The 25,111-nt window shown below is 42.4% G+C and carries 18 protein-coding genes and 1 pseudogene; 16 read left to right on the top strand and 3 right to left on the bottom strand.

The features are described from left to right. Positions 1-55: 55 nt before the first annotated feature. From ACED42_RS00970 to cas6f, 6 genes are all read left to right on the top strand, one after another. Positions 56-7,519 carry a sacsin N-terminal ATP-binding-like domain-containing protein gene (locus tag ACED42_RS00970; RefSeq protein ID WP_371701005.1) on the top strand — a complete coding sequence of 2,488 codons (7,464 nt, stop codon included), beginning with the start codon at positions 56-58 and terminating at the stop codon, positions 7,517-7,519. Between the two features lies 1 nt (position 7,520). Further along, positions 7,521-10,196, top strand: a complete 2,676-nt coding sequence (locus ACED42_RS00965) for a DEAD/DEAH box helicase (protein ID WP_371701003.1) — start codon at positions 7,521-7,523, stop codon at positions 10,194-10,196. Between the two features lie 108 nt (positions 10,197-10,304). Beyond that, positions 10,305-11,519 (top strand): TniQ family protein, encoded by a 1,215-nt coding sequence (locus ACED42_RS00960; protein WP_371701002.1) that lies wholly within the window; start codon positions 10,305-10,307, stop codon positions 11,517-11,519. A 2-nt stretch (positions 11,520-11,521) separates the two neighbouring features. Further along, on the top strand, positions 11,522-13,609 hold the full coding sequence (locus tag ACED42_RS00955; RefSeq protein WP_371701001.1) for a type I-F CRISPR-associated protein Csy2: 2,088 nt from the start codon (positions 11,522-11,524) through the stop codon (positions 13,607-13,609). Positions 13,610-13,615: 6 nt separating this feature from the next. Further along, positions 13,616-14,647 (top strand): type I-F CRISPR-associated protein Csy3, encoded by a 1,032-nt coding sequence (gene csy3, locus ACED42_RS00950; protein ID WP_135382521.1) that lies wholly within the window; start codon positions 13,616-13,618, stop codon positions 14,645-14,647. 8 nt (positions 14,648-14,655) lie between these two features. Further along, entirely contained in the window at positions 14,656-15,261 is a 606-nt protein-coding gene (gene cas6f, locus ACED42_RS00945) for a type I-F CRISPR-associated endoribonuclease Cas6/Csy4 (RefSeq protein WP_135382522.1), read from the top strand. Between the two features lie 431 nt (positions 15,262-15,692). Here the strand turns inward: cas6f and ACED42_RS00940 are convergent, their stop codons facing one another. Then, entirely contained in the window at positions 15,693-16,169 is a 477-nt protein-coding gene (locus ACED42_RS00940) for a hypothetical protein (protein WP_240797187.1), read from the bottom strand. Positions 16,170-16,481: 312 nt separating this feature from the next. Between ACED42_RS00940 and ACED42_RS00935 the strand changes: the two genes are divergently transcribed. The 5 genes and pseudogenes from ACED42_RS00935 (at position 16,482) to ACED42_RS00915 (ending at position 19,527) form a co-directional block, all read left to right on the top strand. Further along, the gene (locus ACED42_RS00935) at positions 16,482-17,396 is read left to right on the top strand and encodes a toll/interleukin-1 receptor domain-containing protein (RefSeq protein WP_371700997.1); all 915 of its coding nucleotides are present in this window, start codon (positions 16,482-16,484) and stop codon (positions 17,394-17,396) included. Between the two features lie 456 nt (positions 17,397-17,852). Continuing rightward, a pseudogene (locus ACED42_RS00930) lies at positions 17,853-18,317 on the top strand (Tn7 transposase TnsA N-terminal domain-containing protein); the annotation flags it as partial. A gap of 116 nt (positions 18,318-18,433) precedes the next feature. Further along, positions 18,434-18,871: an IS200/IS605 family transposase gene (gene tnpA, locus ACED42_RS00925; RefSeq protein WP_371701032.1), complete on the top strand. Its 438-nt coding sequence runs from the start codon at positions 18,434-18,436 to the stop codon at positions 18,869-18,871. 129 nt (positions 18,872-19,000) lie between these two features. Further along, on the top strand, positions 19,001-19,207 hold the full coding sequence (locus ACED42_RS00920; RefSeq protein WP_371700996.1) for a hypothetical protein: 207 nt from the start codon (positions 19,001-19,003) through the stop codon (positions 19,205-19,207). Beyond that, complete coding sequence (locus ACED42_RS00915) at positions 19,204-19,527, top strand: hypothetical protein (RefSeq protein WP_371700995.1); 324 nt, start codon at positions 19,204-19,206, stop codon at positions 19,525-19,527. The genes ACED42_RS00920 and ACED42_RS00915 overlap by 4 nt, the downstream gene beginning before the upstream one ends. A gap of 95 nt (positions 19,528-19,622) precedes the next feature. Here the strand turns inward: ACED42_RS00915 and ACED42_RS00910 are convergent, their stop codons facing one another. Continuing rightward, entirely contained in the window at positions 19,623-19,961 is a 339-nt protein-coding gene (locus tag ACED42_RS00910; protein ID WP_017087188.1) for a hypothetical protein, read from the bottom strand. Positions 19,962-20,198: 237 nt separating this feature from the next. Here ACED42_RS00910 and ACED42_RS00905 point away from each other — a divergent pair, with 237 nt between their 5' ends. The 5 genes from ACED42_RS00905 to ACED42_RS00885 all read left to right on the top strand — a co-directional run bounded on the left by ACED42_RS00905 (position 20,199) and on the right by ACED42_RS00885 (position 23,467). Further along, a complete protein-coding gene (locus ACED42_RS00905) occupies positions 20,199-21,032 on the top strand; it encodes an AraC family transcriptional regulator (RefSeq protein ID WP_135384730.1) in 834 nt (277 codons plus the stop codon). A 157-nt stretch (positions 21,033-21,189) separates the two neighbouring features. Continuing rightward, positions 21,190-21,918: an AzlC family ABC transporter permease gene (locus tag ACED42_RS00900; protein ID WP_371700993.1), complete on the top strand. Its 729-nt coding sequence runs from the start codon at positions 21,190-21,192 to the stop codon at positions 21,916-21,918. A 2-nt stretch (positions 21,919-21,920) separates the two neighbouring features. Then, a complete protein-coding gene (locus ACED42_RS00895; RefSeq protein WP_009847233.1) occupies positions 21,921-22,250 on the top strand; it encodes an AzlD domain-containing protein in 330 nt (109 codons plus the stop codon). Positions 22,251-22,306: 56 nt separating this feature from the next. Further along, entirely contained in the window at positions 22,307-22,612 is a 306-nt protein-coding gene (locus ACED42_RS00890; RefSeq protein WP_102249511.1) for an NIPSNAP family protein, read from the top strand. 81 nt (positions 22,613-22,693) lie between these two features. Then, entirely contained in the window at positions 22,694-23,467 is a 774-nt protein-coding gene (locus ACED42_RS00885; protein WP_371700991.1) for a viroplasmin family protein, read from the top strand. Between the two features lie 196 nt (positions 23,468-23,663). Here the strand turns inward: ACED42_RS00885 and ACED42_RS00880 are convergent, their stop codons facing one another. Next, positions 23,664-24,812, bottom strand: coding sequence for a glycosyltransferase family 4 protein (locus tag ACED42_RS00880; protein ID WP_371700989.1), 1,149 nt, complete (start codon positions 24,810-24,812; stop codon positions 23,664-23,666). Positions 24,813-25,111: the final 299 nt, after the last annotated feature.

The raw sequence follows: 25,111 nt of genomic DNA, 5'->3' as shown, positions 1-25,111 counted from the left end.
CAGGATGAAAGACTGTTGTACTCACTTTTAACTTAGAATTATAAATGAGGACGACATGTCTTTTTTACACAACCCAATTAGTGATGTTCAATCGATTGCTAATAATTTGAGAGACCGCTACAAAAGTGGCTTTCCCATCCTGAAAGAAATTGTCCAGAATGCTGATGACGCTAAGGCACAAAATCTAATTATCGGTTGGCACCCTGGGCTCAAAGATGTTGACCACCCTTTACTAAAAGACCCTGGTTTTTTCTTTGTCAATGATGCGCCACTTACTGAAGCAGACGTTAAAGGAATACGAACTTTAGGCTTGGGGTCTAAAGCCGATGATACCAATGCCGTTGGTAAATTTGGCTTAGGCATGAAAAGCTTATTTCATTTAGGGGAACTTTACTTTTTTATTGGTAGCGATTGGCAAGAGTACCAGGGTAAGTATCCTAAAGCCGATGTACTAAACCCTTGGGATGAGTTGAGGAAAGAGTGGAACTCTTTTTCTGACTTAGACAAAAAAGCAATTCAGCAAGCTCTCTCACCAGTCACCAACGCATTTAATGACGATGCGTATGTCTTCATTGTTTGGATTCCGTTAAGGTCTGTATCTATCGCACAAGCGAGAGGTGAGGATGGTAACAACTACATCTACAACAGTGAAGATTATGGCCTAGAAGTGCCAAACTTCTTAACTGATTCAAACCTAGCTTCTCAATTGGGTCAATTATTCCCAATGCTAAAACACCTCAGAACAATCCAAGGTTGCTCATTTGCTGCAAACGAATCGGATCCCAGAGAACTGTTCTCTACAGAGATAGAGCAGCCTATTGACCGTATACATTTCCCTACTATCAACGGGGAGGAGGAATGGTCTGGCTCTATACGTGTAAATAGCTACTCGGCTGAGCAAGCTAAGAGTATCAATTACGTAGGTAATGAATCCATTCTTGTTTCCGAACAACTCAATCAGCTAAAAGAAAACAAGTTCTGGCCGATTAGTTACGCTCGTGACGCTTTAGGTAAAGAACAAAAAGTACAGGATAAGGCACAACCGCATTCAGCAACTATATTGTTAGCTACCCCCTCTGCGGCACAAGCAAAGTTGACAGTCCGTTGGGCCGTGTTTTTACCACTTGGTGAGCAAGACACCTCAGAAGAGAAGCAAGTATTTGAAGTAGCTATCGCAGGGAACACGAGCTTTGATATTTTGCTGCATGGATACTTCTTTATTGATGCCGGTCGTGTAGGTATTCACGGGCGAAAATCGATAGGTTATCGAGAAGCTTTAGATATTGACTCTGAAGATACCGCAACTCAAGAGTGGAACCGCCTTCTTGCGAATGAGGGTACCCTACCGTCGTTACTTGCATCTGTCGCACTAGCTGCCTCAAAGTGGAGCTTAAATACACAACAAGTTGACAGCCTAGCCTGGGGGATCCAACAATTTTTAAAACATCGTATGGGAAGTCCCTGTCACGAACCGATAACGAGTAAAAACCAATGGGTTTACCGTTTACAGAGTAGTTCAAAATCTTGGGATTTAGTTGATATATCACGCCCTGTACGAATACTACCCAAACCGAATTCTGACGAGTATGAGCGTATTTGGCAAACCTTACCAGCCTTGATGGAAAGCGCTGACGAATTCGTATATATCGAAAACGAAAAGCCAAACATTATCTCGAGCAATAATGCTTGCTGGCAACAGCATGAGCTCGTTAGACTTTTCGAGTCAGTGAAAAGTGAAATATTTGAGTCTCAAAAGTTATTGGGCTACCTGGTTGACTTTCTACATTCATTAAACCACGAATCCATATACTCAGATCGCTGTCAATCTGTGTTGATTCAGTTAGCACAATCCGCATTCAAATCAATACCGCTCACAAAGTTGTCACTAAATGGCGCTGCAATTCGAAGGTTTGTCGGATATATACGAAGCTCGTCACGATGGGCTGTGAAATTAGACAAAGAAGAGCAGCCACTTTGGAATGTATTTGCATCGGTCAAATCTAGTAAGTTGTTTGTACCCGCATTCTTAGATGGTGAGATTAGAAGAAGTTCGGGAGCACTTAGCTTTGATGATGCAGACGGCGTACTTTCACAGCTAGGGATGCAAGAGCTAAACGACAAGCAGTTAGGTAAAGTAACAGACACGATTCTGGATCACTTCAAAGGTAAAGAAAAGCAACGTCTTCTTAAGCATCACGATTCATTGAAACTGTTTCTTGCTTATGTGGCTGGAAGTCAAAGTGCGTACCGAGAGTCTCTCGCAAACTTAATGAGCCTATTCCAACAAAAACGTTTATTTTCGATATCGTCAGGTGAAAGATTCATACTTGGCGAAGTGCTCGGTGAAGCCTTAGAACACAACAAAATTGTTTTTATCAATAGCAAAGTAAACCAACAACTATTCGACGGGAGAGTTGAGCTTTGTAACACGGTTCCTGTACTAAAATTGCTTGCCACAAAGCCAGAATTGAAGGCCCCCAAAGACCGTTCGAATCTAATTTCAAAACTGGAAATTTCGGAAAGCTTCAGCTCAGAACAAAAGCTCGCAGTACGGTACCTCATACATGGTCACAAGAATGATTACAGCCTGTCAGAGCAACTTTGGTCAATCGGTGGAGATCATGAGGTCTGGTCTCGACTTCACAAAAATTGTCTCAGTATAGAGCAAAGCTGGACTCTTATTTCACACGAGTTGGCAGCTACTTTAAAGCTCACTCCGCAGGAGAAAAAAGTAGTTAATCTAGAGGAAGTAAATGCGCAATCTGTTCTTGCTGAGTTGGGTGAAGATATTCAATATCTTGAATTTGATGAGCTAAGCCTCAATGAGCGTGATGCAGAAATTGTCCTCGAGAAGATAGAAGATGCTGAGTTATGGCGAAAACTATCTCTTCATCGCTGCGTGGAAGGAAAATATCACTCAGTCAATGACAATTGCTTCCTAGAAACAAATATTGAGCTTCCTGACGAAATCAGAAATCAGATCACCTGGATAGTTTCTGCACGCTCGCAAGCTGTGCAGAGACAACAAAAAGATAATATTAAGAAGCTTGATCACTCAAAGATCATCGAGTTGGTTTTGAAACACGAAAACCCTTCACAATTTCAAGACTACATATTGACCTTGGTTGGCAAGCTAGCCTCAGACGCTCCTGTGTTTGAGTTACTTGTTACCACCAATTGGCTAACTGGCGGTAACAAAGTACTTTCGCCGAATATGGTTTTAGATTCAAAGCAAACCGATTGGCCAGCGATATCAGAACTAAGCAAAGTAAATAGTGAGTTTTGTTTTGTTGATGAACTCGATACTTATGGCTCAACATGCTTTGATAGTATCCGAAATATGTTGGTAGTGAGTGACGCTGATATTGCAAAGCTAGCAATTAAGGCAGCCAGTCGCTCACAAGGCTACGCGATAGGCCAGGCACCAGTCACTACTGGTGTGCTTCAACAAGCTTGTAAGTATCCACAAATATTTAGGCAGCTTGACTACAAAGGCTGGGAACTACTTGTTGAGTGCTTTAACAACGCACCAGAGGGGATTTTGAGTGATGATGAGTTAAGTCAATTGAGTAGCTCAGCCGACGATACGAATAAATTGGTCGCTCTGCATGAGGCATTGGTTAAGGCAATCTCAAGCCCTGATTCAGTACAGGAATTGCGTGCGGTTATATTAGCGATGATCTGTCGTCAGCCTGAGCCTTTGAAATCTATTGCTAATCTCACATTGCGTTCAAAAAGCAATGAGTTTATCGAAAGCCGAATGTTGTGTTTTGGTGTGGAAGGTATAACTCATTCGTCGCTGCTACACGAACAAGATTACTCTGCCATCAAGCATGTACTTAAGATCGTTGAACCGTCTAGTATCAGTGGGGAGGAGTTGGAGCAGCATTTCAATGCGCCAAGAAATCAAACTAGTCACCAAACTTCTTCCTACGAGCAAATAAAGCGATACTTCGTTGACTGGGCCCCCTTTATCACTAATACAACTGCCATTGGTTCGGTTCTCGCTCTTATGTCTGGAAACCCAGGTATCAGAGCTCTGTGTGAGGGTTACATAGGATCTAGAAACATTGAGCAGTTTATTGGTTCCATTGGTGAAAATTGGAGACCAAAGTCAGGGACACCCGACAATCTAGCTAACTTTGTATCGAAGGTCGATTTTGATATTCGACCAGATAGTGGGTCGACCATAGAGGAAGACTCTATTCTCGGAGAGCGCATTGAGGTTAACTTGAGTGAAGAAGCTGACTCAATCTTCGTTTGGAGCGCAACACGAGTGTTTTACTCTGCTCCGATAACTGTGCAATTGAGAAAATTGCCCATTTATGAAATGAGCGAGGAAAAGCTACTTAAAATCTTAAAACGAAGTGCGGAGCTATTTCTTGAGAAAATTTACCTCCAAAGAATCACTCTCGATCATATTTGGGATAAGTTCTCCGGTGCGGAGCAGTTAGATATCCATGCTGCGAAGTTGATTGTTTTAGATGGGATTGTGCAACAGCTTAAAGAATTGCGTTTAGAAGCTCCTAAAATTAGAAGCCTGTTATCCGAAAACAATGACTTATTGGTTGCAAGTGCAGAAAGCAACTGCTTATACGATCAAGATGCTAAACATAGGGTCTTAGTTGAGATCGGTGAGGAAATCGAACAAGAGAGTACAAAAGCAGAGCTGTTGACAGCAATCAAAGAAAAGGTACTGGGTGATCAGTACGAGCCAGCAAGTGTTCCATTTGAACTATTCCAAAATGCCGATGATGCCGTATTGGAGCTTGAAGACCTTGGTTATCCTAAGGAAGAAATACATCGACGTGGTGTATTCAAGGTTTCTGTAAATGATGAAGTTTTATCTTTTATGCATTGGGGGAGAGAGGTTAACCAACATAGCTCTTCACACATTTCCTCATCGCCCAAAAGCAGTACCTTCAAAATGGACTTGCAAAAGATGCTTGTAAGAAATCAATCTGATAAAGAAGGCTCAGCGACGGGTAAATTTGGTTTAGGTTTTAAGAGCTGCCTATTGATTTCTGATACGCCTAATATTATTTCTGGTCGCTTGGCTGTGCAAATTGAAGGCGGACTGCTACCTGTATTGAGCCCTAAGCACGAGGAACTGTTTGAGCAAGCCAGGAATGAGCCTCTAAACAAGCCGATTCGACCGACTATCATTTCACTTCCTTTGAATAAGGGCGTTAATGCGAACAGAGTGCTCGAAAGCTTTAAGATACGAGCGGGTTTAGTTTCTGTTTTTGCCAAGAAAATTCATACTATTGAACTTAATGGCGAGTTATTTACCTGGGAGCCGACCTTACTGTCGTCAATGAAAGGCTTGAAAGTCGGCAATATTCAACTTCCGTCCAAGAAGGGCTACCAACTAACTAAAATTCTACAAATTGAGACTGACTCAGGGCGATTTATTTTTGGGCTTAGCGGGAAAGGCTTTACCCCCTTAGGTAAAAAGATTCCGAAGCTCTGGAGTTTAGCACCATTGATGGGGGATTTTGGTATCGGAATCGCTATTAATGCAGATTTTCAAGTCGACAAGGGACGCAACCATCTTCATGTATCCTCAACAAGCAATGACCCTTTGTTTGAAAAGCTGGGGCGTGAATTAAAATCAAGATTAGAAGCGATATACCAAGAAACCAAACTAAACTGGCAAGCAGTCAGAACTGAGCTCCAGTTGGATGAAGACCTAAGCATTATCGATTTCTGGGGTAGTTTGTGGAAAGCAATGTGGGGCGGTGGGCCGAAACTACCAGTCGATGGAGAGAAAACCGTTGATCATACTTATCGCCTTTTCCAAGGCGAGGGGGGGATCGTGGACTTTTATTACTCTTTCCCTGTTTTTCCGACGGGACTAAAGTCGGGCAGCACCAAACTTACGACACTTAAATCTTTCACGTATCAAACGAGTGATCTACTCGAACAACTTTTAGCTCATTTGGAACGCATTCCTAGCGTTTCTCGATTACTAGAATCAAACAAATTAGTTTGTAACAACTACGGTAAACAACTAAATAAGCTTGGTTTAGAACTAGCCACTCTCGATTTGAGTCAGGTGCTCGACATGACACTTGATAATGGTGAACTTACGCCAGCTTTAGCAGAGCAGTTGCAGCCTGTTTTTAACCCTGAATTTGAAAAGGCTCTTAAAAATAACAAGGCGACACATGAGCAGGTGGACGATTTCCGTAAAAAGCTTGGTGAGTTAAAAATTCAAACCCGCAATGGCTCTTATCGAGGGATAAAGCATACATTACTTACTGATAAACAAGCTGCAAATTCAGATGAGGAGAAAGTAATCAAATTTACTCCGGATGAATATATTGCAGCAGAGTCATACACCAACTCTAAGAAGCTGCTTGAATTCTGTCGTAGAGATACCACGCCATACAACGTTGATATGTTGCATGACTGGGCCTGTCGTAATGATCTCAAGGAAAACCCAAATAAGGTACGAGCGCTTTGTGAGTACATTGTAAGCGGAGATTTATCTGGCAAACTCGCTGAGCTTATAAAGACACACGCCAAACCGAATTGGATCTGGGATATAGATGTGAAGCACCTCGAAAAATGGGGTTGGAATAAAAAGCAAATAGATATGTTTAGGAACGTACGTTTGGTTTCAGACAAAGAGGTCGAACGTCGAGTTAGCCAGCAGTTGAAATCCGAGGGGCAATCGAGCTTATCGACAAAAGAAGCCTTGATGAAGATCTATAATTGGTGGGTGTCTAACCGGGATGTAGAACTTACCAACTACCAGAATCGACTTTACCCATCGGGTGTTTTTGATTGGGAGTCGATTAAGTTAGATGAGCAGCCAGATGTTTACAAGCCGGCATGGCTAAAATTATTCTTTTTGGGTTCATGTCAGACGATTGGGCGTACTACAGAACAGCAACATAGCGCAGCTCTTAAGCACTTCGAGGACAAAGGTTGGTGGTCTGTATTCTCAGATGTGAACGATCCCTCTAAATGGTTTGATGTTATGGATCAGTATCTCGAACAAGCCGTTACATCAGATACGTATAGAACATGGCTTCAGATATTGCCTCTATACCGATTCTCGAGTCACTTAGAGGATTACATAGAACTGTTTTGGATGGCTGAACAGGGAATGCCGAATATCAAAGCACTAATACAACCAGCATCAAGTGCTGAACTCTCTGGTGCCGGTAGTAGTTTTGCTCCACCAGAGTTAAAAGCCACATTGGGGATAGGTGCTAACTTTATACTGCGAGAACTATATCGCTATGGTGTCTATTCAGATGAATCGGTTGAGAAACATTGCTTTGTTGCATCTCAAGGTGTGAGAGATATCTTGAGTAAAAAATTACATGATCCTTTAGATCTCGATAAGGCATCTGCGGACAGTTCAGAGAAGATTTATAGCTACTTGTGTTTACACATGGGAGAAGAATTTGCCACTTTCGATGGAGGGTTCGATATACCGCTTCGCTTGCTTGCGAGGGATGATAAGCTACTTGAAAACATCTTAGAAATTGGTGTGTGGAACTGAAATGATTGAATCAAATATTGAGTTAAAAGATGGCAGCACAGTTCGTCACCAACGCTTTGGTATTGGTGAAGTACAACTGGTACGAGGCGATACTGCTTTAGTGCGATTTGAAAGTGGCTTTGAAGAGCGGCCAATTACAGAGCTAGAGCTAGTGAAAACAGCACTTGATGTCGTGTCTGAAGGGGAGAAGGATAATCTCAGAGAAGTCGTTGCCCGTTGCCAGGCATTAGCAATTCGATCGATCAATGATAGCTGGGGAGTATTTTCTACATCCCGAATAAACCTCCTACCACACCAACTTTGGGTTTGCCATAAGACACTTAGAAAGTGGCCGGTTAATAAACTTATCGCAGATGATGTTGGTTTGGGTAAAACCGTTGAAGCTGGGCTGATTCTATGGCCGTTAATTGCTAAGAAGCGAGTGCGCCGTATTCTGATATTAACACCGGCCTCTCTTGCTCCTCAGTGGCAAGAGCGTTTACGAATCATGTTTGATATTCGTTTGACGATGTACTCTGGAGAACTGGATACAGAGCGCTCAGATTACTGGAATACGCATGATTTTGTCGTAGCTTCTTTGCCAACTCTGCGAAAGGATATTAACGGTAGGCATGAAAGGATGCTTAAGGCGGAAGATTGGGATTTGCTAATTGTTGATGAAGCGCATCATCTCAATGCACAAGAAGATTCTGGTGCGACACTCGGTTATCGTTTCGTTCAGTCACTAATCGAGCATAACAAGTTTCAGTCAAAGTTATTTTTTACCGCGACGCCTCACCGAGGAAAAGATTATGGTTTCTTTGCACTATTAAAGTTGCTGCGCCCAGATTGTTTTGATCCGAAGAAAAAGGCTCATCTACAACAGCAATACGTTAAGGATGTGGTGATTAGAAATAATAAGCAGTCTGTGACAGACATGGATGGTAATACGCTTTTTAAGCCAGTTAATGTTAGCTCTAAGACTTATTTCTACTCTTCTGAAGAACAAGCATTCTATGACAAATTAACAAACTTTATTTTAACTGGGCAAGCCTATGCGTCATCTTTAGCAAAAGTCGATCAGCGAGCTGTGCAGCTTGTTTTAATTGCGATGCAAAAATTGGCCGCGAGCTCCGTATCTGCTATCCATTCTGCAATAAGTAGGCGTATTAATAGACTTGGAGATAGCAAACGGCTCTTAGAGGTTATCGGTCAGGAACTGATTAATCTAGGTGAAGATCTAGAAGCCCCTGAGCTTGATGATAGATACGTGGAGCTAGAAGCTGAGTACGTTAGCACATCAGTTAAAGTCTCTTTGATGGAAAATGAACTCCCAATGCTAGAAGAGTTGCAAGAGTTGTCTGGCAAGGTTCAATCCGAGACAAAGATCAGCACTTTAATCGAACTGTTGGATGATGAGTTTAAAGATAGAACAGTTGTGTTCTTTACCGAATATAAATCTACGCAAGCACTCATTATCAACACCTTGAATAGTAAATTTGGATTTGGTTGCAGTAGCTTTATTAACGGAGACGGTCGTTTAGACAATGTTTTGAGTGAACAAGGAGATACCTACACTTGGTCACTTGATAGGTATGAGGCTGCAAGTCAGTTTAAAGAAGGGAAAGTCAGATTCATCGTCTGTACTGAAGCGGGTGGCGAAGGTATTGATTTGCAAGATAATTGTTTTTCGATGGTACATGTTGATCTTCCATGGAATCCAATGCGCTTGCATCAACGAGTGGGTCGTTTGAATCGTTATGGGCAACAACATGGTGTTGAAGTTTATACGCTTAGAAATCCTGAAACTGTAGAGTCGCGAATTTGGAGTTTGCTTAACTCGAAGATCGAAAGTGTTATGCGTTCATTAGGGTCAGCTATGGATGAGCCTGAAGATCTTCTGCAACTGATTCTGGGGATGACAGACAAAGGTTTCTTCAATCAACTGTTTGCCGAAGGTGTTGCTCAAGGCTCTGGGCAGTTGAGAGAATGGTTCGATGCTAGGTCTGGGACGTTTGGAGGGGAATCTGCTGTTAAAGTTGTCAAAGATTTGGTTGGTAATGCTGATAAGTTTGAATACCAAAACCTAGACGAAGTGCCAAAATTAGATCTAATCAATATGCAGCAATTTTTCGAGAGCATGTTAAAGCTTAATGGGCATTTGTTGGAAAATAAAGACGGTTTGATGAGCTTTAAAACACCGAGTGCTTGGAGAAGCCAGTATGGTATAAAGAGACGCTATGAGAGCCTGACATTTGATCGTTCAATCAAAGATAAGAATGTTGATGTTCTTGGTATTGGTCACATGATCTTTAATAAAGCAATTGCCGAAGCAGAAGAGTTTGAGGGAAGTGTTGCGGTAGCTAAAGGGATTGAAAATCCAGTGCTTGTCTATACGGTAAAAGACTTGATTACTGGTGATGATGGTAACCAGTCATTTACGGCGATAGCTGTTACTGGAACCGAAGACCTGAGGGTTCTTTCAGATGAAGCTCTAATGTTGCAGCTTATCGGGTTGTATGACCATATGCCGAAAACAACGAGAGAGATCTGCTGGGATACAAGTTATGTGTTCGATGCTGACGAGGAAATACCCCGTTATGATTCGTATTTAGAACAACAACTTGCTTCAATGAGTTTACCTTATGAAAAGCCTACGTTTACGCTGACAGCTTTGCTTTTGCCATTTGTTGAGTAATGTTCATGTTTTGAACAAATCAAATGATAATTTTTCGCTGATTCAATTGACCTAATGAGATTTTCGGCAATACTAAAACTTAGAAACTCTAAGTTTTAGTGGTGACATGTGAAAACGGACATTCAACTTTACCCTGACGAATCGCTCGAAAGCTTCTTGTTGCGCTTATCGCAAGAACAAGGTTACGAGCGATTTTCTCATTTCGCCGAAGATATCTGGTTCGACACCATGGATCAGCATGAGGCGATTGCTGGTGCTTTCCCCTTAGATCTCGAACGAGTCAATATCTACCACGCTCAAACCACAAGCCAAATGCGAGTGCGAGTGCTTATCCACCTTGAGAACCAATTAAAGCTCAACAACTTTGGTGTACTGCGTCTAGCGTTATCACATTCAAAAGCTCAATTCTCTCCGCGATACAAAGCTGTTCATAGATTTGGTGTTGACTATCCTTATGCTTTTCTTCGTAAGCGCTTCACGCCTATTTGCCCTCTGTGTGTTAACGAAGCACCCTACATTCGCCAGCAGTGGCAATTTATCTCTCATCAAGCTTGTGAACACCATGGCTGTAAACTGGTTCATCACTGCCCTGAGTGTAAATCGAGACTTGAATACCAAAGTACCGAGAGTATTGGCCAATGTGAATGCGGTTATGAACTCCGAAACTCGCCAGTAGAAGATGCGCCAGAGGCTGAGCTTTTGGTCGCTAGATGGTTATCGGGAAATGATTCAAAACTCTTGGGATTACTGAAAACAGAAATGACGTTATCTGAGCGCTATGGTTTTTTACTTTGGTATGTAAATCACTATGGTGAGTTTGATGATGATCTCTGTTTTGAGTCATTCATTGAATATTGTGGAACTTGGCCAACGTCATTGTGGCAAGACCTAGATGCCTTGAAAGAGAAGGCAGAACTTGTGCGAGTAAAAGATTGGAAGAAGATGTTTTTCAATGAAGCCTTTGATGCTCTGCTTAAAGATTGCCGTCAGTTACCCAGTCGGCAGTTGAGTCACAATATCGTGCTTGCACAGGTGTTAGCTTACTTTACACAACTTATGGCAACAGTGCCTTCAAGCGCGAAAGGAAATATCGGTGATGTACTGCTCAGCCCCTTAGAAGCTTCTACATTGCTTTCCTGTACAACAGATGAAGTGTATCGGCTGTATGAGTTTGGTGAGATCAAAGCCGCTATTAGGCCGAGAATGCATACCAAAATTGCAAGTCACGAATCGGCGTTTACTCTGAGAAGTATCATTGAAACAAAGTTGACGCGAATGAGCTCTGAAAGTGATGGTTTAAGCGTGTATCTACCTGAGTGGTAATTATGACGAAATTAAGTGACTTATTAACAATTGAAGACGAAGCAGTAAAGCAGGTTGCTTTAAAGAAGATGTTCATGCCCTATACGGAAGATGTCTGTGTTGAAGGGTATGAAAAAGAAGCGTTAACGATCTTGCTTAATCTCAGTTCAAGCCATCAAGCGGATAGATGCTCGGATTGGTTGGATGTTGCCCGTGCTAAAAGGCATTTAAAAGCGGCTGAGAACCTAGAGGCGTCCCTTGATGAAATCAAATGGTTCCATACTCATAATCTCAAGTTTCCAGATTGCCGAGTTAAAGATCAGCGGATAATTGCACAACCTCTTGCTACAACCGAGGTGTTTATTTCAAGCGCAGTATTAGGGCAACGCTTGGGGTGGGCGCATAACTCAGCGGTGTATCGTCACACATTGTGGTTATTGAACCCTTTTCGTTGGCAATCACAGCCAGTATGTATTCTTTGTCTTATACAGCAAGAAAGCCCTGTTTGGGTTGAGCTGCTCAAAGAATTTGGTTTAGGTGCTAATTCACTTGCTCGCTTACAAAACACAATGGCAGAACAGCTACCTGAAAATAGCTTCCCTGACAGTGTCAGTACTTACAGCAAGCAACTACGGTTTCCATGGGGGGATGATTATGTTTCGGTGACCCCAGTGGTCAGTCATGCCATCCAAAGTGAGCTAGAAGTGAGATCGCGAAGTCGAGAAAGCAAGCTCAGCTTTGTGTCTTCATCGCTGCCAAACTCGGCAAGTATCGGGAATCTGTGTGGCAGTTTAGGTGGGCATATGAAAGTCCTTAACTACCCGCTAGACGTCAAACCAGCACAGGGTGGGACGTTAACTGAAAGTCGCAAAAAGAGTGGCCACTACTTTGATGACTATCAGGTAACTAACGCTAAAATCTGTCAGGTGTTAAATCATCTAATTGGTTCAGAGCCATCAAAAACACAGAAGCAAAGGGAGAGCGCTCGTAAGGTTAGAAGTAAGATATTGCGAAAGCAGATAGCCCTGTGGATGCTTCCATTAATTGAGTTAAGAGATATCGTTGATGCTGACCCTAATCAACAGCAATTGGAACATGATGACACTTTGGCTCAAGCCTTTTTGACCCAACCAGAATCGGATTTGGGCTCTTTAGCTAGTGAGTTTAACCGTTGCTTACATCTCGCGCTTCAGAATAACAAGTATGCCGCCAAGTTTGCCTATCATCCTAAGCTAATGCAGGTCGTCAAAGCCCAAATCGTATGGATACTTGAACAGCTCAGTAAACCAAATGGCAATGAAGATAAGGTAACGGGTGAGCAGTATATCTATTTGTCATCAATGAGAGTGCAAGATGCGGTCGCAATGAGTAGCCCATATCTGTGTGGTGCTCCTTCTTTGGCGGCTATTTGGGGGTTCATGCACCATTACCAAAGAGAGTTTAATAAGCTAGTTAATTGTGATTCCCCGTTTGAGTTTTCGAGTTTCTCTTTTTATGTTCGAAGTGAAAATATTCAACCGACAGCGAAGCTTACCGAACCCAACTCAGTCGCCAAAGCACGAACGGTTTCTAACGCGAAGCGACCAACTATTCGTAGTGAACGATTGGCAGACCTAGAAATAGACTTAGTTATTAGAGTCCATAGTGACAGCCGAATTTCAGATTTTAAGTCCGCGCTTAAAACAGCTCTTCCCGTAGTTTTTTCCGGAGGGGCATTATACCAACCACAGCTATCGACGCAGATTGAGTGGCTAAGGACATTTACCAGCAGGAGTGAGCTTTTCCATGTCATAAAAGGGTTACCAGCATACGGGCGATGGTTATATCCAAGTGAAAACCAGCCGAGTGATTTTGATGAGCTAGAGCGTTTTACTACTAAAGACGCTGATAATTTGCCAGTTTCTATTGGCTACCATTTGTTAGAACAACCAACTAAACGGGGCAACTCAATCACCAGTTGTCACGCTTATGCAGAGAATGCGATAGGGCTTGCTCAGCGAGTAAACCCGATAGAAGTACGTTTTAGTGGAAGAGATCACTTTTTAAAGCACGCCTTTTGGTCGATAGAATGCAGTAGCGAAACTATTCTTATAAAAAACTATAGGGATTAATCGTTTATGGAACTTTGCACACAGCTGAACTACGTTCGCTCTCTTTCTGCTGGCAAAGCATATTTCTACCACCTTTCGAAAAGTGGTGAGATGTGTCCCCTTGAAATTGATAGAACTAGGTTGCGCGCACCAAAAGGTGGTTATGCAGAAGCATATAAAGGGGGCAAGTTCGTAAAAAAGAATGTTGCTCCACAATACTTATCTTACTCCAATCCTCAGTTCATCGAAGAGTGTTACGTAAAGCCGGGTGTAGATGATATCTACTGTGCATTCCCCCTTCGAATTCGGGCAAATTCTCTAACCCCAGATATCTGTAGTGACGATGAAGTGCGCAGTAAACTTTCGTTACTGGCTAATACTTATAAAGAGCTCAATGGCTATCAGGAGCTCGCTCATCGATACGCGAAGAATATACTACTTGGCAGTTGGCTTTGGAGAAATAGAGAGTGTCGACAATTGTCGATAGAAGTGACCACCAGTGATTCGCAAACCTTGATTATAGAAAACGCAACAAGGCTTTCTTGGTATGGTCATTGGGATGAGGCTTCAACTGCGTGCCTAGAAAAACTCACAGCCTATTTGATGAGAGCCCTTTCCGAACCAACCGAATATTTCTACATGGATGTAAAAGCTAAAATTGGAGTTGGTTGGGGAGATGAGGTCTACCCAAGCCAAGAGTTTTTAGAGAGCCGAGAAGATGGTGTTCCTACTAAGCAGTTAGCTACTGTCGAACTATTAAACGGAAAGGAAACAGTTGCTTTTCATGGTCAAAAAATTGGTGCAGCGTTGCAATCGATTGACGATTGGTGGCATGAAGACGCAGATAAGCCATTAAGAGTGAATGAATACGGGGCAGACCGAGAATACGTGATAGCAAGGCGACACGTGTCCCATGGAAATGATTTTTACCAATTAGTCAGAAATACAGAGAATTGGATTGAGACAATGACAGCTTCTCAGACCATCCCAAATGACGTGCACTTTATTATGTCGGTCTTGATCAAGGGTGGTCTCTTCAATTGTTCCAAAGCGAAGTAAGGATGACTATGACGAAGCGTTACTACTTCTTAATACGTTACATACCTGCACAAGCAGACCATGAATTATTGGCAGGACGGTGTATATCCCAAATGCACTTGTTTATGGTGAATAACCGACAAGCGATGAATAGGGTTGGTGTGAGCTTCCCTGATTGGAACGAATCTACAGTTGGCCAAACCATTGCCTTTGTTGCTGAAGATAAAGAGGCGATGATTGGGCTCTCTTTTCAGCCCTATTTCTCTGTGATGGTAAATGAAGGTTTATTTGAGATCTCCAGTGTATGTGAGGTGCCAGACACTGCGGCTGAGGTGCGGTTTGTCCGTAACCAAACGATCGGGAAAAGTTTTCTGGGTTCCAAGAAACGTCGGATCAAACGTAGCATGGCGAGAGCCGAACTATCTGGCGTTGAACCATCGTTACCAGCCACTAATGAAGAGCGTGTCATCGATAGTTTTCATCGAATACCAATCTCCAGCGGTTCATCTGGAGAAGATTATATGTTGTTTGTACAAAAGGAGTTTGTCGGTGAGCGCGGTACAGCAAACTTTAATAGCTATGGTTTAGCCACCAATCAAGAAAGAAAAGGCACGGTACCTGAGTTACGTTTTTAAACCCATTTTCTAAAGCTCTTTTTAGAGAAATAAAAACAAGGACTTACAGAAGTAAGAAGAAAAAGGGTATTTTGATGAATTGTGACTTTAAGCATGCAGAATCAGATGGTTAGATACTATATTCTACAGTGTCCTACCGAATAGGCAGCTAAGAATACCAGCCTTTGATGATCGTTTCCATGGGCAGTGTGTCCTGCCGAATAGGCAGCTAAGAATAGGCCAGGAAGAAAGCAACCTTCCTGCTGAACAAGCAGTTAATAATCAAAACCATCATGTTTAGGCTTGATGGTTTTTTGTTGGGTTAGAATGTTATCTCGTTACAAATCCATTGTTCGAGATATATTCATTAGAGCTCATTCGCTAATCAGATTCGCCAAATTGAATAATTAGACACAATGCTTGCCCTTAAGGTGATTGGAAGAGCTATAAAGTTAGCGACTATAGCCAGTTAAATTATAATGGCTTTGATAAAAAGGAGCTTCACGATTAGCAAACATCATTAACAATGATGCTTTAGTTGCGATGAATACTGACTGTGTGTTGTTTCCTGGCCTCGTCGTTAATGCTGTACGGAGAGAGTATGTCACAGCGACATCCAAAGGTGCGAGTGAGTCGCAATGAACAAACCACAGTAAAGATTTTTTGCTTCCATCTTCGAGCGCTTCAAGAAAACCTGAATTTTCTTTTGCGGATAATGCCGCCGCTGCCGTGTCGTACTCAGAAAAGTCTAAATAGTGAACACTTATGTCTTTTTTATCGGCGAGTATGGAGGCTTGTTTGATGAAATCAGAGTGAAGTACCGCCGAGTCAGCGATAGAAATTCTAAAGTCCATATCCCAAGCGTGTTGCACAAAAAGTTCGGGAGTTATGTGATTCTCCGGTAGGTAGCTTTCTTTATTCTTATCCAATCTAAACTCAGCCACGGTTATTGTATTTACGTCTAATAGGATAAATCATGAGTAGTCAATGTACCACCACAAACCAAGGAGCTGGCGAATCTAGCAAAAGCGCTAACAAGGTTTTGCCCCTTTTCGAGCTAGGGAGTGTCATTGTTTGGGCTGCCCTGGTACATATTCAAACTAACAAATCGTAATCCGAAGATGAGAAGCAGTTTGATGAATTTGTGCTTATTGTCACTAGTCTGAGTAGCTTTAAAATTATCTTTTTGTTTACTATTGCATTTAAACAATATGTCACGAACATAAGGAAAACACATTCAAATGAAAACGGATTTATTTATTTCATACGCTTGGACGTCAAATGAGCATAAAGAGTGGGTTCATCTACTCGCAAGCCAACTTCATTTAATGGGTTACACGGTGAAAATTGACGAAGCAGTCGACTATGGTTCGAGTTTAAGTGGCTTCATGCAAGAAGTAACCGATGCTTCTCATGTACTTTTAGTTGTTGATGAAAATTATGTCGAACGTGCAGACAACGCCCCAGCATCAGGAGTAGGTATTGAGACAGAATGGATCAGCAGTGTTTTTGAGAGTAAACCAAACACATGGCTGTCCGTTATTTTTGTTAGAAACCCTAACTATAGATTGCCTCGTTGGCTAAAAGCTAAAAGTCCTAAAGGGTTTGATTTTAACTCAAACCCTGATGCAAAGAGATATCCAGGATCAACCCAGATAGACGCAGTATGGCGATGGATTGAAGGGCTTCCCGCAGACAAACAACATGCGATACCTATCTCGGTCGTTCATAAACGAGCAGCGCGACTTGAGCGGATTGATGTTCTGAAAGATTCTGGTAATTATGCAAACCCAGCTCTAAATGGACGTGTAACTTTCCGCTATCGAGAGCATTCAGGTTATACCGTTGGAAATGGTGAGTACCAGTTCAAAATTCAATTCAGTGGGTGTTCAGGAAATAGTGTCTATGTATACACTGACGGTGGCCTTAAAGCTGTGGGGCTAATAACAACTTCAAACTTCACCCCCTCAACAGTTGATTCTTTTCTAACCCCCGGTCGAACAATCACACCTACTGTCGGACAAAAAGCCGTGCTCTTGAATAGTGAGGGTGCTCTCTGTGTATTGACTATCGAAGAAGTTCAATGTGAAATTAATACTGAACAGTATGTACCCGAGTATGTAACTTTCACTTATGAAATTTTAGTTAATCAATAGCGGGATCATTTAGCTCATTTGTTCCTAGCTTGTGTAGTGGGTAAGTGAAATTGGCCACTACACTAGAGGCTTTGCTGTACCCAAAGTAATTCGTTAGACGCTAATTTAGTAGTCTCTACAACTCAGTTATGTCCAAAACCTTCAGAGACTGAATTCTTACCCATACATGTACACTATGTCTTTCGAAGGGTTGATCGGAGTGTGGTAATTTTACTACGTTGAATTTTAGTAGTTCTGTAAATATGCAGACTTTCGATGCAATGTTATGAGAACTTATGTTGCAAATAGTACTTTAACTCTTTGATACTTGGTTCGAATTATGCGGACTTATGTTGCAAGCATCACATTATGAAGCCTGCAATATATGTTCGCATAAATTGCAGGCTTTCTTCATTTCTGCATCATAAGTCTCATAGTCTATTTTTTGTTGTAGGTTTACAACAAAAGTGATTTGCTATGTTCGACCAAACCAAGAAATCATCTCACGTACACAACATCTGTAAGTTCATGATCTTGAAGAATGATGCTGTTGTTCGCACTCTCTCCATTTTGGAGTTCGATTTCTGCTTTCACCTCGAATATAACGCAAACATTAAAAGTTTTACCTCTCAACCTTTCGGCTTCCACTATCAATTCAATAATCGTAAGTGCCGATATACCCCAGACTTTTTAGTAACAGATCACAACGAGCAGTCAACCCTCTTCGAAGTAAAACACTCTAGTCAGATTCTCAAACCTGATTTCAGGAATAGATTTGAAGAGAAACAAAGAGTTGCGTTGAATGAGTTTAACAGACGCTTAGTTTTGGTTACTGAAAAGCAAATTAGAATGGGAGCAACTTTAGATAACTTTAAGCTGTTACATCGTTACTCCGGATTGCGAACCGTGACTGAGTTTCAAAAGTTAGTGTTGGCGTTTATTGGCTCCTCAAAACCACCGCTTAGGGCGGTGGTGATTGTTCCTTGAGGCTATAGCCTGAAGAAGTGCCCATGTTAGAAGTAACCTCTTATTCACCACAAGTAAGAGGGAACAACCACATGGGCGATTACAGAAGTTCATCACATGTTTATTGGCGTTGCAAATACCATATAGTTTGGACTCCAAAGTACAGATATAAGATTTTGAAAGATAAGGTTGGAAAGGATCTTTATCGTTCAATCTATATCTTGTGCAATATGAAAGACTGCGAGGTTTTAGAATTAAATGTTCAACCAGATCATGTTCATCTTGTTGTCATTATTCCTCCCAAGTTGTCGAACTCGAGTTTATTAGGAGTTTTAAAGGGCCGGACAGCAATTAGATTTTTCAATAAATTCCCACATATACGTAAGAAACTATGGGGAAATCACTTTTGTGCTAGAGGGTATTTTGTTCATATAATGGGAGTGAATGAAGAAGTCATTCGACGATATGTCCGACACCAAGATAAACAGGACATTGAGTATGAACAACAACTGCAGTTATTGAAGAATTGATAGCGTGGACGCCCTCTTCTAGGGGGTTATAAAGCAAAACCGCCTTCTAAGAAGGCGGATATTTTTTCACTTTTTGAATGGGTAAATTTTGGTTCTACCTCTTTAGCGGCTTCAGGAACGGTCTTATTGATGGATATTGAGCTAAATGAAGCTAACCTGGCTGATGGCGCTGGTTTCTCAAATAATGCTATTTCAGGTGCGATTTTACCAAAATATGCAATAGAGGCTTTACCTGTCCAATATGAATTACCCACACTTATCATTTTTGATGCTTATGGCAAGGTTAGCGGGTTTCTATTTTCAGAGGCAGCAGAGAATTATGGGGAGTCAAAATGACAGAAGTTAAAATAAAAGCTAGGTATCAAAAAGTCACTTTTCAAACGATGAGTATTTTATCTATTTCTTTTTTGATTTTGTACATTGAACGATTGGAAGTTTATCTGTTACTAATTTCGCTGTTATTGGCCTCTGGCTTATTCCAAAAACATATAATTTACCTAGTAAAAAACAACATGCTCTACCGGTATCGTTTAGGTGGAGCTTTGGTTACAACATTCCTTCTTGGCTGGTTTATTTCACCTTCTTTGGTCGCTATACCATCAAGTATCGCTATGTGGTGGTTATCTTGGGTGGGGCTCAGAATTATGGAGTCTTAAAATGGGTCATCTTAAGAAATGAAGTGACCCCATAATGAGCGGCTTTTTGCTATCTGCAGTTTGTCTTTTTCTTACTCAAGAATGTTTCATCTTTCTCAGTTCGCAGGCAACACCACGGCAGACGCTTCTTCCTCCGAATCTTCTTTGTCTTCTACTTGGTCAGCAACCCAATCAATCGTCTTTGTTAGATAAAGCTTATTGGTTTCGGTATCACACCAATGTTTTGATAATCCTCTTCGATTAAACTCACTGCCAATTGCTGCGAGTGTCTGGTTGCTTGATCGCCCGTAATACAAGGTGTCGCACAGTTGGAGGTTCGACATGGATTGAGGATACGTATTGACTGACGATGAGTTCATGCTTAGTGCTTTGGATTGGTTATGAGTGCACCCTGTTAGGCTCAGGAAAAAGAAAAGGATTAGCGTATTTTTCATGGTGTATCAGATCTGTTGCCGATGATTTGAAGACAGTATTGCCATGATGTCCTCACTAATTTGTCAATTTTTCGCCAACTAGTTATAGACCAAGACTTTCCTCCCAGTTAGAAAGCGTTATTAAGGCAACGACAAAAACGGAATTAACAAACAAAAGCGCAATTTTGTACAAAAGCTGAAAGAGCCTATAGAGTAGACTGATAAGTCGCTCGATAATTAACAGGCTTGGGAATTGTTATGGAGAACAAGAAGCGCTCTAAAGAAAAGGCCGAATATAAGATAACGGAAGAGCTCGGTGGCCTTGAAATCCTTGATGCTGAATACGAAAAGCAGAACTTCTCACGCCATAGCCATGAGGGTTACACGCTTGGGGTTATTGAGCAGGGCGCTCAGCGTTTCTATCGAACGGGCGGGCATCATATTGCACCACAAGATGCGATTATCCTGGTCAATGCCGACGAAGTTCATAGCGGTCACTCTGCCACTGAAGGTGGTTGGGCATATCGAGCCATGTATCCTCTCCCAGAGCAACTTGCCAAGATCACTCAAGAGCTTAACCTACCGAACTACGGTGCGCCTTACTTCCCAAGAGCGGTTGTTGAAGACCCTGAACTCGCCAATCAATTGAGGTTGGTCTTCAACACGATTGATGAATCCGACAATCGTTTGTTAAGAGAAACCTTGATGTACGGGATGTTGGTTAAGCTGATTAGCCGACACGGGAAATCGCCGCTTAACCCTCAACTCGATGGGAAAACTCAGCGCCAGCTTGTGTTGGTGAAAGAGTTTTTAGATGATTTCCCACAAGCCGATGTGTCGCTAGACGAACTATCTAAGTTAGCGGCATTGAGCCCGTTTCACTTAGTGCGTTCTTTTCAGAAAGAATTTGGTCTTCCGCCGCATGCGTATCAAATCCAATCTCGGTTAAGGCTTTCGCGTAAGTTATTGAAGCAAGGGCATACGATTTCAGATACCGCGCAAGAGTGTGGCTTTCATGATCAAAGCCATTTTCATCGACACTTCAAAAAGGCCAATGGCTACACGCCGGGGCAATACATCAAAATGCTCTAAACTTGCATGGCTAAGGCATGGCTAACTTGTGTTAAGTGCGGTTAAGTACGGTTAAGTGCGGCAAACAGAGGGGCATGAAATCGAGCAAGTTTGTACAATCGAACCGACTCCACTCTTCTTACATTGAATAGCCAATGTGAAGAGAGAAAAGAACTATATGGATAGTGAAACAATGGATAGACGAACACAGTTATGGAAGGGCGTTTTAGCGGGAATGCCCTTGAGCATTGCGGTAATCCCTTGGGGAATTCTAGCGGGCTCATATGCGATAGATGCTGGATTGAGTCAGCTTCAAGCGCAAGCGATGTCGGCTATTCTATTTGCTGGCTCAGCACAACTTGTCGCTGCGGGTATGTTTAAAGCGGGTATTGGTCTAGGCACCATGTTGTTGACTACCTTATTCATCACGTCTAGACACTTTCTGTATAGCGTATCGATGCGTGACAAAATCAGCCATCTTCCTACGCGTTGGCGTCTATTACTCGGATTTTGGCTCACCGACGAGTTGTTTGCGATTTGTAGTGGGCAGTCTCAGAAAGAATTTAATCGCTGGTATGCTGCGGGTGTAGGCGGCGGTTTTTATCTCGTTTGGAATATTGCGAGCTTTGCTGGCATTGTCGCGGGAAGCCAAATTCCTTCGCTTAATGAAATTGGGCTCGACTTTGCGGTCGCAGCAACCTTTATCGCCTTGGTGTTCCCATTAATCCGAACTCTACCCGTCGTTGTGTGTGTGGTGGTTTCACTGGTCACTTCGGTTGCCATGTCGGTTAACAATATTGAGGGCGGGCTAATGATTGCAGCGATCGCTGGTATGTTAGCGGGCTTTTTCAGCGAATCGTTCCAAGAGCGAAACAATGGTAACAAGACAATCGTGGAGGGGAAATAGAGATGATTTGGTTAACGATATTACTTATGACGGCGATTGTTTTCTTTAGTCGGTATTTGTTTCTTGAGCCTGCAATCCCGCTTCGACTCAATCAAACCGCAAGGCGCCTATTGCGTTATTCAAGCCCTGCGGTACTGACTGCGATTTGGGGGCCAATTGTATTTGCACCAGAACAAACATTTTGGCCAAGCCTTGAAAACCCATACTTGATAGGCGCGGTGGTCACAGGTCTGTTGATTTGGAAAACAGGCAATGTGCTGCTAACGATTGGCGTCAGTATGGGCGTGTTTTTGTTCTATAACCTCGTTGCGGTTGATTACCTTTTTTCTTGAGCTTCAACGTCAACTTCGGCTTTGTGTTTCTCCTATTATTTAAGGGCTGAATAACTATGATTACTTGTTATGTTCGATATGTAATTGATCCTAAAAAGGTAAGTGAGTTTGAGGCATACGCAAAAATGTGGATTCCTCTGGTCGCTAAATTCGGAGGTCAACACAACGGTTATTTCTTACCGTCGGAAGGGGCGAACAATATTGCATTGGCGTTGTTTACCTTTGAAAGTTTGACTGCCTACGAAGAATATCGGGTTAAGTCGCTGAGCGATGCTGAGTGCATTAAAGCGTTTGAATTTGCAGACGAAGTTGATTGCATCGTGAGTTATGAACGCAGCTTTTTTAGACCTGTTTTAGAGTGATAGACCTTGCAACGTATAGCTTGGTGGCATCTAATGTACTGATTCACTATTTGTGTGTTTAGGTTATGGTAAGGAGTTAGTTTGGCTAAGAAGTATTATGTGGTTTGGAAAGGTCGTACACCGGGTATTTTTACTACTTGGAATGAGTGTAAGTCGCAAGTTGATGGTTTTGCTGGTGCGAGATATAAATCGTTTCCAACACTAGGCGAGGCCGAGTCTGCTTTCGGTGGTAAAACGTCGTCTGTGTCAAGTTCTTCGGCTACAAAGCCAAGCTCTGCGGGGAAGGCGACGAAAGCTAAGGTGCCGCCTCTTTCGGAGCAGCAAATCACAGATATGCCTTTTGATATCAAGATCTTTACCGATGGTGCTTGTGAACCAAATCCTGGTGAAGCAGGGACGGGGTTAGCGGTCTACCAAAACAACCAGTTAACAGAATTGTGGTATGGCTTGTATCAGCCTGTTGGTACCAACAATACCGCCGAGTTACATGGGCTTAAGCAAGCGTTTGTTCTCGCGAAAGAGAAGTTAAACGCAGGCCTCTCTGTTGCGATTTATTGTGACTCTAAGTACTCGATAGATTGTATTACTAAGTGGGCAACGGGTTGGGAGAAAAAGGGCTGGACCAAGTCGGGCGGCGAGATCAAAAACCTCGATATTATTAAGCCTGCGTATGCTCTCTACCAAGAACTGGCTTCAAAAATCACCATCTACCATGTGAACGGTCACGTTGGTATTGAAGGTAACGAATTGGCCGATAGAATGTCGATTGTGGCTATTTCATCGAAAGAGCAGGAGCTAGCTCTATATGGTGACATCGAAGATCTTGAGTCTATTTTGGCACTTCGAGCCGGCTAGCTAGGCTTCTTAATGAAAAGCTAATAAAAGTTACTGAAAGCATAAGTTGCCATCATTAGGCTGTGCTAAGTTGAGCGTTACATTTCAAATCAATGTAGCGCTCTTCTGTTTTTGTGGTGCTCAGTTGTTTTGATGTGCTTAGTAGCTCGTATGGTGCTTAGCCGTTCTTGCGATGCTCAGCCGTCTGAGCTATTCCTTATTGAGCTGGGTTCTCTATCCAACGAGATAATTGCTGAGCTTGTTTGATCGAATTAAAACTGTCTTTCACTCTCTCACGTGCCTTTAAACCCATCGATGTTTTATCGTTACTGCTCAGCTGCGCGAAACGCTCAATCGCTTCTCTTAATTCTTCCACGTTTTTTTCGCTAACCACAAAACCTGTCTCTGGTGAGACGATCTCTTTGCATCCCATGATGTTGGTGGTAATGACGGGTGTTCCCACGGCCATCGCTTCTTTTAAAACCAGTGGCCCTGTATCCACACACCCGGTTTCGGAAAAACAGAAGGGCGCGATTAGGCTGTCATAGTTCGATAGTTTCTCTTTCACCCACTCGTGAGGTTTCGCGCCAAGAAAGGTCACGTTTCGAGCAAGTCCTTTTTCTTTGACCTGCAATTTTAATTGTTGCTCTAAATCGCCAGTACCGATGATATCGAGATGAATGTCGAGAGGTTCGGCAATCGGTGCCAATGCATCAATAAGATGGTGGATGCCTTTTTGCTCCACTAATCGGCCAAGAAAAACGAGACGAAGTTGCTTAGCTTCGGTTTTTGGGTGTAGTTGAAATTGTTTGGTATTTACCCCACAGTGCAAGAGTTTAATGTTGCCTTTAGCCATGGTATTGAAGTCGGTGAGCATGTCTTTGCACACTGCGACCACAAAATCACTCGACGAAATCTTCTGTTCAATATCATAAGCGAACTCGTAAACATCATGACCGTGAGCAACGAACGAGCAGGTTATGTTCAGAAGCTTTGCCGCGACGATGGCGTGAGCTGTAGTGTGCTGACAGAAATGCGCATGAACGTGTTCGACGTCGTTCTCGGCGAGTTGCAGCGCCAGTTTGAATCCATAAGCGAACAGTGATTTTTTGGGCATACTGGTTTGCTTGGAAATAAATGAGATAGCCTTGATGAAACCTATCCAATTAATGCTGGCGACTTTACCCATCCGAACATTATTGCCTATTTCGACAATGTCGTAGTCGAACTGTTTTTCGCTGTTTTCAATTTCGAACGTCATTACACAAACATCGTGCCCACACGCTTTCACAGAGTCGACTTCTGTTTGAATGAAGGTCTCACTGAGTACAGGGTAGGTTGGTGCCACAAATGCTACTTTCTTCATTCCTTACTCCTCAAATCCATATGACTAAAGCTATCAAGCCAAGTTAATAACCAATAAAGCAAGATACGAACCAAGATAAAATCGTAGCTTTGGAGGGCTTTTCGATGGTTTTCCGAAGGTTATCCCTTAAGAAGTCGCTCGTTTTCTCAAATTGATAATCAAATTGGAGTAGTAGGTTTTTCGACTGGCAGTGTTTGGTCGTCATTTTGAGAATAGGCGTGTAGGCGACTGATCTAAAAGTGATTTCATAGCAAGGCACTCTCGGCATAGAACATGCAACGTCAGCCATATAACGTATA

The organism is Vibrio sp. FF145 (assembly GCF_041439075.1).
GTDB lineage: Bacteria > Pseudomonadota > Gammaproteobacteria > Enterobacterales > Vibrionaceae > Vibrio > Vibrio tasmaniensis_A.
The sequence above is the reverse complement of the archived record's forward strand: the minus strand, read 5'-3'. Positions and strand labels throughout refer to the sequence as shown.